The following is an 11,663-nucleotide window of genomic DNA, read 5'->3' on the forward strand; positions in this document are numbered from 1 at the left end:
TAGGATGGACGGCATGGCGGAACGGCTTCCCCGGGAGTGCTCGGTCGCCGACGCACTGGACCTCGTCGGCGAGCGCTGGTCGCTGCTCGCCGTCCGGGAGATCAGTCACGGGTTCCACCGGTTCGACCAGATCGTCCGCAACACCGGGGCGTCCCGCGACATCCTCACCGCGCGGCTGCGCAAGCTGGAGGACGCGGGCATCCTGCGCCGCCGCCGTTACAGCGAGCACCCGCCGCGCTACGAGTACCACCTCACCGAGCCGGGGCACGAGCTGAACGACGTCCTGATCGCGCTGATGAAGTGGGGCGACAAGTACCTCAACCCGGACGATCCGCCCGTCCGGTTCGTCCATTCCTGTGGGGAGACGCTGACGGCCGAGGTCGTCTGCGCGCACTGCGGGCGCCCCGCCCGCGAGGGCCTGCACACCCCCACCGGACGCGGCGCCCTCGCGCACTAGCGGTCGCGCGGCGCGTACCGGGCCAGCACCGCCGCCTCCGCCACCCCGACCAGCGCGTACGCGGCCAGCGACGCCAGCGTCACCGCGACGACGCTCGCCCACAGCTCGTCGTAGCGGAACGAGCTGCCCGCCGTCAGCATCGCGTAGCCGAGGCCCTTCCCGGTCGCCAGCCACTCGGCCAGCAGCGCCCCGATCAGCGAGCCCGGCACCGAGATCCGCGCGGACGCGAAGAACGCGGGCAGCGCGCTCGGGACGAGCACCTTGCGCATCGTCGTCCACGACGAGCCCCCGTAGGCGCGCACCAGGTCGGCGGCCTCCGCGGACGCCGACCGCAGCCCGAACACCACGTTCACGAGCGCCGGGAAGAACACGACGATCCCGCTGATCACCGTGGTCGCGAGCAGGTCCCGCCCGAAGATCAGGGTGATCACCGGGGTCATCGCGACCAGCGGCACCGACCGGACGACCATCGCGATCGGCATGAACGACCGCTCGGCCGTCCGCCACAGCACGAACGCCACCGCGACCACCGCCGCGGCGGCCAGGCCCGCGACCAGGCCCGCGCCCGCGTCGCGCAGCGTCACCCACAGGCCCGACCAGACCGTGGAGCGGTGCGCGCCCGCGTCCGGGCCGCCGGCCAGGTAGGTCCACACGTCCGCCGGGCTCTTGGCGACGAGCGGGTTGACGTTCAGGATCTTCAGGAACAGCGTCCAGCCCGCCGCGACCAGGCCGAGCGACAGCACCAGCGACAGCAGGGTCGTCCCGAGCCGCCGAGCCGCCGCGCTCACCGGCCCTCCCCGCGCGGCGCCCACGGCGTGACGAGCCGTCCGGCCAGCGCGATGCCCGCGTACGCCACGCCCGCGAGCGCGCCGGACACGATCGCGACGCCCCACGTCCGCTCCACGTCGAGCTGCTGCTGCGCCACGATCATCGCCAGGCCCAGCCCGGCCGGGACGCGGCCCATGAACTCGCCGATGATCGCGCCGAGCACCGCCGCCGGGGCGGAGATCTTCAGCGCGGTGAACGCGGCCGGGAGCGCGGCGGCGAACCGGACGCGGCGCAGCATCGCCCACCGTCCGCCCCCGTAGGCGCGGACGAGGTCGAGCCCGGCCGGGTCGGCGGCGCGCAGCCCGGCCAGCATCCCGATCAGCGTCGTGAACACCACCGACAGCGCCGACAGCGCCACCATCGGGGTGTCGCCGTCGAACACGACCGTGAGGATCGGCCCGACCGCGATGATCGGCAGGCAGTAGCTGGCGACGGCGAGCTGCGTCACGACCCGCTCCAGCGGCGGGACGAGCACGACCAGCAGCGCCAGCGCCGTCGCGATCGCGTTGCCCCACAGGAAGCCGCGCAGCGCCTCGCCGCCCGTCCCGCGCAGGTGCGGCCCGTAGAACGACCAGCCGTCGTCGGCCAGCGTCCGCAGCACGCCCTGCGGGGTCGGGACGGCGTGGCCGCCCGCGAACACCGTCAGGGCGAGGACTTCCCAGCAGGCCAGGACCGCGGCGATTCCGGCGGCCGGTCCCGCCCAGCCCGGCACCGCGATGCGACGGGCGGACAGCGCGGTCACCGGCCCCCCTCCTCGCCGAACAGCATCTCCGACAGCCGGTCCTGGATCGCGTGGAACTCCGGCGTCCGGAGCATCGCGGGCGTGCGCGGACGCGGCAGCCCGACCTCCACCAGCGCGAGGACGCGGCCGGGCCGGGCGCTCATCACCGCGACGACGTCGGACAGGAACACCGCCTCGGCGATGCCGTGCGTGACCATCAGCGTCGTCGTCGCGCGCTCGGACCAGATCCGCTGGAGTTCCAGGTTGAGGCGCTGGCGGGTGAGGTCGTCCAGCGCGCCGAACGGCTCGTCCAGCAGCAGCACGCGCGGCTCGACGACCAGCGACCGCGCGATGGCGACGCGCTGGCGCATCCCGCCCGAGAGCTGCGCGGGCCGCGCCTTCTCGAACCCCTCCAGCCCGACGAGCCGGATCAGGTCCTGGATCTGGCCGGGGGACGGCTTGATCCCCGCGACCTCCAGCGGCAGCCGGATGTTCGCGGCGACCGTCCGCCACGGCAGCAGCGCCGCGTCCTGGAACGCGATGCCGAGGTGGTGGGCGCGGCGCGCGACCTCGGGCGACTCGCCGTGCAGCAGCGCCTCGCCGCCGGACGGGGACTCCAGCCCGGCGAGGATCCGCAGCACGGTCGACTTGCCGCAGCCCGACGGCCCGAGCACCGACAGGAACGAGCCGCGCGGGGTGCGCAGGTCCACGCCGTCGACCGCCGTGACCGTCCGGCGGCCGAGCCGGAACTCCTTGCGCAGGCCGGAGAGCCGGATGCCGTCGGCGGCCTCCGCCGGGGCCGTGCGCGGGGCGGGCGCGGAGGTGACGTCAGACAAGGGACGGGTCCTCCTTGTAGATCTCCTCGATGATCGAGAGGTCGAACAGCTTGTCGGCGGTGATGTCCACCCCGGCGTACTTCAGCGTCGTGATGTTGGCGGCGACGAGGCGCGGCGACATCGTGAAGAGGCCGTTCTTCTTCGTCTCGTCGGTGAGGATCAGGCCGTTCTGGGTCGCGGATTCGAGCGTCTGCTCCTTCACCTCCAGCCCGAGCCCCTTGCCGTACGTCGTGACGGCGAGCTTCGCCCCCGCCGCCGGGTCCTTGAGGCTGTCCTTCCAGCCCTTGACCTCGGCGCGGAGCAGCGCCTTGAGCTTGGCGCGGTCCTTCTTGATCGCCTCGGTCGTCGCGATGTAGGACTCGCCGACCAGGGGATAGGCGTGGTCGGCGAACATCATGGTCGCGGTCTTGAAGCCCTTGAGCTTGAGGACGTTCGGCTCGTTGGTCACGTAGCTCATCCAGCCGTCCACGGTCCCGGTGGTGAGCGGCAGCGGGTCGAACTGGACGGGGACCTTCGTGACCTGCTTCGGGTCGATCTTCGCGGCCTTGAGGAAGGCGGTCCAGACGGCCTCGTTGGTGGCCTGGACGCCGATCTTCTTGCCGATCAGGTCCTGCGGCGTCCGGATCGGGTTCTTCGCCATCGACGTGATCGCGAACGGGTTCTTCTGGTACTGGGTGGCGATGATCTTCAGGGGGGCGCCCTGGGCGATGGCCGCGCCGACCCGGTCGGGCGAGCTGAGCCCCACGAACGCCTTGCCGGTGACGACGTCGGTCTCGGCCGGGGTCGCGTTCGGGCCGCCGGTGATGAGGTCGACCTTCGAGAAGCCTTCGGCCTTGTAGTGGCCGTTGGCGTCGGCGAGGTACTCCCCGGCGAACTCCACGTTCTTGATCCACGCCAGGCGGATCCCGGCCGTCCCGTGGCCCGAGCCGCCCCCGGACGGCTCGTCGTCGCCGCACGCGGCGAGGAGCGGGCCGGCCAGCGCCAGCCCCCCGGCCTGGAGGCCGCGGACGAGGACGGTACGGCGGTCGAGGTGGCTCATGGGTCTCCGATCTTCGTTCCGCTGCCGGTCGTGGACGCGTTCCGCCCGTGACGAAGCGACCGGCCTGCGGCCGAAGGTAGGAAGGGGACGTTGCTGCCTGATGCCAGCTCTTTTGCGGGCTTGTTACCAAGGCCACGCCGTTGGTTCGTCCGGACAAAACCGGGTTCGCGCTGGTCGGAGCTTCGTGCGTTCCTCCAACGCAGTGAACCGGCGGTCTGTGGGTCACGTCACCTGATGTTCGGGCAGTGTTGTCCCAAGCGTTGCTTTTCGCAGGGTCGCGACAGGGTAAAGACCGTGCGTGGAACCGTCACAGTGTGTGATTCGGTAGCGTCCTCTCCATGCGACTCGGTGTGCTGGACGTGGGCTCGAACACGGTGCATCTCCTGGTGGTGGACGCCCACCGGGGCGCCCGTCCCCTTCCGGCCTTCTCCCACAAGGCGGAACTCAGCCTCACCGCCCATCTCGACGAGGGCGACCGGCTCACCGCCGAGGGCGAGGACCTGCTGTGCGCCTTCGTCGGCGAGGCGCTCCAGATCGCCGAGGACAAGGGCGTCGAGAACGTCGTCGCCTTCGCCACCTCGGCCGTCCGCGAGGCGGTGAACGGCGAGGAGGTGCTCGAACGCGTCCGCGCCGCCGCCGGGGTCGACATCCGCGTCCTGTCCGGGCCGGACGAGGCGCGGCGGACGTTCCTCGCCGTGCGCCGCTGGTTCGGCTGGTCGTCGGGACGGCTGCTCGTCGTGGACATCGGCGGCGGCTCGCTGGAGATCGCCACCGGGCTGGACGAGGAGCCCGACGTCGCGATCTCGCTGCCGCTCGGCGCGGGCCGCCTCACCCGCGACCGGCTGTCGGACGACCCGCCGCCGCCCGAGGAGATCCGCGCGCTGCGCAAGCACGTCCGCGCCGAGATCGCCCGGCGCGTCGGGGAGATCGTCCGGTTCGGGCGGCCCGACCACGCGGTCGCGACGTCCAAGACGTTCAAGCAGCTCGCGCGGATCGCGGGCGCGGCGCCGTCGTCGGAGGGGCCGTTCGTCCGCCGCGTCCTGCGCCACCAGGACCTCACCGACTGGGCCGCCAAGCTCGCCGAGCTGGCGCCCGAGGAGCGGGCCGCGCTGCCGGGCGTCTCCGAGCGGCGCGCGGCGCAGCTCCCCGCCGGGGCGATCGTCGCCGACGCCGCGATGGACCTGCTGGAACTCCCGGAACTGGAGATCTGCCCGTGGGCGCTGCGCGAGGGCGTCATCCTGCAGCGGCTCGACACCCTGGACACGCCCCGCCCGTGACGCTCACCAGTTCGGGTGCGCGATCAGCGCTCCCGTCGGGGTGAGGACGCGGTCGCCCGTGCCGTCCGCGCGGATCGCGCGGACGACCGGGTCGGTGAACGGCCCCCGGACGTAGGCGAGCCACCGGCCGTCGGGGGACCAGGACGGGTCGGACTCGTTCTCCGTCCCCGTCGTCACCCGGTGCCCGCCCGTCCCGTCGGCGTTCATCACCCAGATCTCGCCGGGATTCTTGCCGCGCGTGTAGGCGATGCGGCGCCCGTCCGGCGACCACGCCGGGTCGCCCGCCGGGACGTCGCCGCTGGTGAGCCGCTTCCACTGCTGCGCGGGACGGTCGGGGTCGAGCGTGTAGATCTGCGCGGTGCCGTCGCGCTTGCTCCAGAACACGAGGCCGGCGCGCGACCACATCGGGTCGTCCTTGTCGGCGGGGTCGGTGGTGATCGTGGTGGCCGCGCCGCCGCCGTCCACGGGACGCACCGTGAACTGCCGGACGCGGTCGACGATCACCGGGTAGGCGAGGCGGGTGCCGTCCGGGGACCACGCGACCCGGCTGCGTCCCGACAGGTCCGAGGCGAGCCAGCGGACGCCGGTCCCGTCGGCGTTCCCGACGTAGACGCCCGCGCCGGTGTCCGTCGAGCGGGTGAACGCGAAGCGCCGCCGGTCCGGCGACCACTGCGGCAGGATGTCGCAGGACGGGCCGGTGACGAGCGGGACGGGCGCCGCCGCGCCGGGCGTGTAGCGGCCGATGTCGCCGAAGCAGGCCGTGGGCCAGCCGCGTTCGGTGTCGATGCGCACGAGCATCGCGTCGCGCGGGAACCCGTCCGCCGCCCCGCCGGACCCCTTGCGCCCCGGGTCCGGCCACACCAGATAGAGCACCCCGGCGGTGACGGCCGCGGCCGTCACCGCGGCCCCGGCCGCGAGCAGCGCCCGCGACCGCCGCCGCCGTCCCGGCGCCGGTCCGCCCGGGGGGACGTTCTGCTGCGCGGGTTCGGTCGCGGGTTCGGTCCACGGCTGCGGGATCCCGCCTCCTGAGCGCGCCGGGTCGCCGTAGGGCCGCGTGGATTCGCCCGGCGCGCGGGCGCGGTCGTCCTGCGGGCGCGCGGCCTCGCGGTGCGGTTGCGGGGTTCCGTACGCGGGTTCGCCCGGTGCGGGGTTCCCGGCGGGGCGCGGGGGCTCGGTCAGCGGGTGCGGCGGCGTGCCGGGGGAGTCCGCGAGGCGGGTGCGCTGGGCGGCGGGGTGGCCGGGGTCGGTGGCGACGACCGTGGCCGCCGGGGACGTGGGCGGGCCGGCGTCCGCGCCGACCAGGCTGAGCAGCAGATCGCGGGCCGACGGACGGCGTGCCGGGTCCTTGTCGAGCGCGGCGCGGACGAGCGCCGCGAGCGGTTCGGTCAGCGCGCCGAGGTCCGGTTCGGCGTGCAGCGCCCGCGCGGCCATGACGTGGACCGGTCCCGTCCCGAACGGGTTGCGGCCGTTCGCCGCCGACGCCACCAGGCAGCCCCAGGCGAACACGTCGGTGGCCGGGGTGATGTCGCCGCCGGAGACCTGCTCGGGGGCGAGGAAGCCGGGCGTCCCGATGAGCTGGCCGGTGCGGGTGAGGGCGGCGGCCTCGTCCAGCGCCCGCGCGATCCCGAAGTCGATGACGCGCGGCCCCGACCGCGACAGCAGCACGTTCCCGGGCTTCAGGTCGCGGTGGACGAGCCCGACCGAGTGGATCGCGACCAGCGCCGTCGCGACCCCGACCGCGACGCCGTGCAGCGTCCCGCCGGTGAGCGGCCCGGACGCGTCGAGCTGCTGCTGGAGCGACGGCCCCTCGATGAACTCGGTCGCGAGGTAGGCGCGTCCGCCGTCCTCGCCGTGGTCCAGGACGCGGGCGGTGCAGAACGACGCGACGCGCAGCGCGTTGCGGGCCTCCTCGTGGAAGCGGGCGCGGAACGCCGGGTGCCCGGCCAGGTCGGGCCGGACGACCTTCACCGCGACCTGCGTTCCGTCGGCGGCGCGGCCGAGGTAGACCGCGCCCATCCCGCCTTCGCCGAGACGCGCCTCGACGACGAACGGCCCGACCCGCTCGGGGTCCGCCGCCGGGGGACCGGCGGGCCACTCCTGCGAGCCGTCCATCGCACCACCTTCCGCCCGGTCAGGGGCATCTGTACAGGAAGGTCCAAGTCTGCCGGTCAGGACGGGTCCGGCGCATCTCGCTCACTGGAAGTCGCGCGACCTGTTCCGGCCCGGCACCGGCAGCCGCCGCAGCCGGTGCGCGACGAGATTGGTGGCGCCGTCGACGCGTTCCAGCCGTCCGCTGACCAGCAGCGCCTGGGAGTCGACGGCGAGCGCGCGGAACCGCTCGAACACCGGCGGCGGGCACACGACGTTGACGAGCCCGGTCTCGTCCTCCAGGTTGAGGAACACGACGCCGCCCGCCGTCGGGGGCCGCTGCCGGTGCGTGACCAGGCCGCCGACCAGCACGTTCCGCTCCCCGGGGACGCCCGCGAGGGCGCCGACGGACAGCGCGCCGAGGTCGTCCAGCGCGTCCCGGACGTGCGCGACGGGGTGCGTCGCGGACACGCCCGTCGCCCACAGGTCGGCCAGCGTCTCCTCGACGGGCGTCAGCGCGGGCAGCGGCGGGGCGTCCGCGCCGGGCGTGACGCCGTCGATGCGGTCCGGGCGCGTCCCGGCGAGCGCGCCCGCCGCCCACAGCGCCGCGCGCCGGTCCAGCCCGAAGCAGCCGAACGCCCCGGCCGTCGCCAGCGCCTCCAGCGCGGCGGCGGACATCGGGACGCGGCGCGCCAGGTCCTCCATGCCCGCGTACGGACGGCCCGCCGCGATCGCCTCGGCCAGGTCGTCGCCGACGCCCCGGACGCCGCGCAGCCCGGCGCGGATCGCGGGCTGCGGCTCGTCGGGCCCGTGCGGGTGGCGCGTCCGGGGCGGGACGGGCTCCTCCAGCGTCGGGTGGGCGGCGCTGGCGTTGACGTCCACGCCCCGGACCTCGATGCCGTGCCGCCGCGCGTCGCCGAGCAGCGTCTGCGGGCTGTAGAAGCCCATCGGCTGGTTGCGCACCAGCGCGGCCGTGAACGCCGCCGGGTAGTGCCGCTTGACGTAGGCGCTGGCGTAGACGAGATGGGCGAAGCTCTGCGCGTGCGACTCGGGGAAGCCGTAACCGGTGAAGCCGAGGATCTTCTGGTAGACGTCCTCGGCGACGTCCGCCGGGATCCCGCGCTCGGCCATGCCCGCCAGCAGCCGGGCGCGCATCCGCTCGACGCGCTCGGGCGCGCGTTTGGCGCCCATCGCCTGCCGCAGCTCGTCGGACTCGGCGGGGGTGAACCCGGCGCAGTCGATGGCCAGTTCCATCATCTGCTCCTGGAACAGCGGCACGCCGAGCGTCCGCGACAGGGCGCGCTTCATCAGCGGATGCGGGCACGTCGGCGGCTCAAGGCCCTTGCGCCGCCGCAGGTAGGGGTGGACGGACCCGCCTTGGATCGGTCCAGGACGGATCAGCGACACCTGCACCACCAGGTCGTAGAACTCGCGGGGCCGCAGCCGGGGCAGCGTCGCCATCTGCGCCCGCGACTCGACCTGGAACACCCCGATCGTGTCGGCGTCGGCGAGCATCTCGTACACGCGCGGGTCGTCGGGCGGGACGTTCTGCAGGTCGAGCCGGACGCCGTGGTGCGCCGCGACGAGGTCGAACGCGTCGTGCAGCGCGGCGAGCATCCCGAGGCCGAGCAGGTCGAACTTGACGAGACCGGCGGCGGCGCAGTCGTCCTTGTCCCACTGCAGGACGCTGCGGCCCTCCATCCGCGCCCACTCGATCGGGCACACCTCGCCGACCGGACGGTCGGCGATGACCATCCCGCCGGAGTGGATGCCGAGGTGGCGGGGCAGCCGCAGCATCCGCCGGGCGAGGCCGAGGACGTTCGCGGGCACGTCGGAGTGCGCGCCGGACGGGTCGCGCGAGTCGATGCCGCGCGACCAGGCGTCCTGCTGGCCGGGGGAGTGGCCGAGGACGCGCGCCGCGTCCCGCACCGCCATCTTCGGCCGGTAGCTGATGACGTTCGCGACCTGCGCGGTGCACTCGCGGCCGTACTTGTCGTAGACGTACTGGATGACCTTCTCGCGGCGGCGGTGCTCGATGTCCAGGTCGATGTCGGGCGGCCCGTCGCGGCCGGGCGACAGGAACCGCTCGAACAGCAGCCCGTGGTAGACGGCGTCCACACCGGTGATGCCGAGCGCGTAGCAGACGGCCGAGTTCGCCGCCGACCCGCGCCCCTGGCACAGGATCTCGTTGTCCTCGCAGAACCGGACGATGTCGTGGACGATCAGGAAGTAGCCGGGGAAGCCGAGATGCTCGATGACGTCGAGTTCCCGGGCGATCTGCGCGTGCGCGCCGGGGACGCGCTCTTCCCCGGGCGGGCCGTAGCGCCGCCGCGCGCCCTCGGCGACCAGGTGCCGCAGCCAGGACGCCTCGGTGTGCCCGTCCGGGACGGGCCAGTCCGGCAGGTGCGGCGCGACCACCTTGAAGTCGAACGCGCAGGACCGCGCGAGGTCGACCGTCCGCTCCCGCACGCCGGGGAACCGCGCCAGCCGCGCCGCCATCTCCGCGCCGCTCCGCACGTGCGCGGTGCCGCTGGCGGGCAGCCAGCCGACCATGTCGTCCAGCGCGCGGCGGGCGCGGACGGCGGCCAGGGTCTCGGCGAGCCGCGCGTCCGGGCCGGGCGCCGCGAAGTGGACGTTGTTGGACGCGACGACGCCGATCCCCGCCCGTCCCGCCAGCGCGAACAGGGCGTCGTTGCGCGGGTCGTCGCCGGGAAGCCCGAGGTCGGTCAGCTCGGCGAACACGTTGTCGCGGCCGAAGCGCTCGATCATCGCGTCCAGCTCGCGGGCCGCGCCGCCGGACGCCAGCGCCGCCGGGACGGGCCCCTTGCGGCAGCCGGTCAGCACCGCCCAGTGCCCGTCGTGCGCGTCGGCGAGCGCGTCGAGGTCGTAGACCGGACGGCCCTTCTCCCCGCCCGCGAGCTGCGCCTTCGTGATCGCCGCGCACAGCCGCCGGTAGCCGGCCGGGCCGCGGGCGAGGACGAGCAGGTGCCGTCCGTCCGGATCGGGCGCCCCGGTGCGCGGGCCGGGGGCGCCGAGCGTCAGCTCCGCGCCGAACAGCGTGCGCAGCGGCGTCCCGCGCGCGGCCTCGGCGAACCGGACGGCCCCGTACATCCCGTCGTGGTCGGTGATCGCCATCGCCTCGACGCCGAGCCGCACCGCCTCGGCGACGAGCGCGGCGGGGTCGCTGGCGCCGTCCAGGAAGCTGAACGAGGAGTGGCAGTGCAGCTCCGCCCACGGCACCGCGCCGGCGGGCGGGCGGGGGAGCGGCGGTTCGGGCGGCGGCGGCTCGTCGCGGACGGGCGGGTCCGCGCCCCACCGCAGCCGCCGTTCCAGCTCGCTCCAGGGGACGGACGGGTTGAACCACCCCATGCCCACTCCCCTCGACCGGCGTTCCGCGTGGTCAGGGTACTGCGGGGCGATGGTTTCGGCGGTACTCGCTCGGCGGGACGCCGAGTTCACGGGCGAAGTGCGCCCGCAGATTGGCGGCGGAGCCGAGCCCGCAGCGTCCGGCGACCTGGTCCACCGGGAGGTCGGTGCGCTCCAGCAGCTCCCGCGCGCGGATCAGCCGCTGCGCGAGCAGCCAGCGCAGCGGCGTCGTGCCCGTCTCGGCGTGGAAGCGGCGGATCAGCGTGCGCCCGGCGAGGCCCGCGCGGGCGGCGAGGTCGGCGATGGTCAGCGGCTCGTCCAGCCGTTCCACCGCCCACTGCAGCAGCGGGCCGAGGCCGTCGTCGCGCCCGGTCGCGGGCAGCGGCGACTCCACGTACTGGGCCTGGCCGCCGGCGCGGTGCGGCGGGACGACCAGGTGCCGCGCGACGGCGTTGGCGGTCTCCGTCCCGAGGTCCTGGCGGATCAGGTGCAGGCACAGGTCGATGCCCGCCGTGTTGCCCGCGCCGGTGACGACGTCGCCGTGGTCGATGTAGAGGACGGCCGGGTCCACGTCCACCGCCGGGTACCGCGCGGCGAGGATCGGGGCGTGCCGCCAGTGCGCGGCCGAGCGGCGGCCGTCCAGCAGCCCGGCGGCGGCCAGCAGGAACGCGCCCGAGCACAGCGACACGATCCGGGCGCCGCGCGCGTGGGCGGCGCGGACGGCGGCGACGGCGGCGGGCGCCGGGTCGGCGCGGACGTCCGAGCACGCCGGGACGATCACCGTGCCTGCCGTCTCCAGCGCGTCCAGCCCGTGCGAGGCCGCCATGTGGAACAGGCCGGGCAGGTCCGCGTGCCCGGACGACCCGCGCAGCGGCACCGTCCCCGGCCCGCCGTCCGCGCACAGCAGCAGCTCGTACCAGGGGTCCTCGTGGCCGGGCGGCGGCGTGCCGAACACCTGGCAGGGGATCGCGACCTCGAAGACCGGGGCGCTCGCCAGGATCAGGACGGCGATCGAACGCATGGCAGAAATCTAGCGGACTGCGGCAATCGT

General features: G+C 74.7%; 9 protein-coding genes. 2 read left to right on the forward strand and 7 right to left on the reverse strand.

What is annotated here, in order from left to right; translation table 11 throughout:
• Positions 1 to 13 precede the first annotated feature (13 nt).
• On the forward strand, positions 14 to 457 hold the full coding sequence (locus BTM25_RS22995) for a winged helix-turn-helix transcriptional regulator (protein ID WP_103565063.1): 444 nt from the start codon (positions 14 to 16) through the stop codon (positions 455 to 457).
• On the opposite strand, the gene BTM25_RS23000 is transcribed toward BTM25_RS22995, so the two are convergent.
• The 4 genes from BTM25_RS23000 to BTM25_RS23015 are packed head-to-tail and all read right to left on the reverse strand — an operon-like array spanning position 454 to position 3,881.
• Positions 454 to 1,245, reverse strand: a complete 792-nt coding sequence (locus BTM25_RS23000) for an ABC transporter permease (protein ID WP_235828583.1) — start codon at positions 1,243 to 1,245, stop codon at positions 454 to 456. The two genes, BTM25_RS22995 and BTM25_RS23000, sit on opposite strands and share 4 nt — an antisense overlap.
• The gene (locus BTM25_RS23005; protein ID WP_103565065.1) at positions 1,242 to 2,027 is read right to left on the reverse strand and encodes an ABC transporter permease; all 786 of its coding nucleotides are present in this window, start codon (positions 2,025 to 2,027) and stop codon (positions 1,242 to 1,244) included. The genes BTM25_RS23000 and BTM25_RS23005 overlap by 4 nt, the downstream gene beginning before the upstream one ends.
• Entirely contained in the window at positions 2,024 to 2,842 is an 819-nt protein-coding gene (locus tag BTM25_RS23010) for an ABC transporter ATP-binding protein (RefSeq protein WP_103565066.1), read from the reverse strand. Before BTM25_RS23010 ends, BTM25_RS23005 begins: the two co-directional genes overlap by 4 nt.
• Positions 2,835 to 3,881 carry an ABC transporter substrate-binding protein gene (locus tag BTM25_RS23015; RefSeq protein ID WP_103565067.1) on the reverse strand — a complete coding sequence of 349 codons (1,047 nt, stop codon included), beginning with the start codon at positions 3,879 to 3,881 and terminating at the stop codon, positions 2,835 to 2,837. Before BTM25_RS23015 ends, BTM25_RS23010 begins: the two co-directional genes overlap by 8 nt.
• Positions 3,882 to 4,219: 338 nt before the next feature.
• On the opposite strand from BTM25_RS23015, the gene BTM25_RS23020 reads away from it, so the two are divergent.
• Entirely contained in the window at positions 4,220 to 5,158 is a 939-nt protein-coding gene (locus tag BTM25_RS23020) for a Ppx/GppA phosphatase family protein (protein WP_103565068.1), read from the forward strand.
• Between the two features lie 3 nt (positions 5,159 to 5,161).
• Here the strand turns inward: BTM25_RS23020 and BTM25_RS23025 are convergent, their stop codons facing one another.
• The 3 genes from BTM25_RS23025 to BTM25_RS23035 form a co-directional block, all read right to left on the reverse strand.
• Entirely contained in the window at positions 5,162 to 7,270 is a 2,109-nt protein-coding gene (locus tag BTM25_RS23025; RefSeq protein WP_103565069.1) for a protein kinase domain-containing protein, read from the reverse strand.
• Between the two features lie 81 nt (positions 7,271 to 7,351).
• On the reverse strand, positions 7,352 to 10,615 hold the full coding sequence (locus tag BTM25_RS23030; protein WP_103565070.1) for an error-prone DNA polymerase: 3,264 nt from the start codon (positions 10,613 to 10,615) through the stop codon (positions 7,352 to 7,354).
• A gap of 31 nt (positions 10,616 to 10,646) precedes the next feature.
• The gene (locus BTM25_RS23035) at positions 10,647 to 11,633 is read right to left on the reverse strand and encodes a GlxA family transcriptional regulator (RefSeq protein WP_103565071.1); all 987 of its coding nucleotides are present in this window, start codon (positions 11,631 to 11,633) and stop codon (positions 10,647 to 10,649) included.
• Positions 11,634 to 11,663 lie beyond the last annotated feature (30 nt).

This window comes from Actinomadura rubteroloni (assembly GCF_002911665.1).
Taxonomy (GTDB): domain Bacteria; phylum Actinomycetota; class Actinomycetes; order Streptosporangiales; family Streptosporangiaceae; genus Spirillospora; species Spirillospora rubteroloni.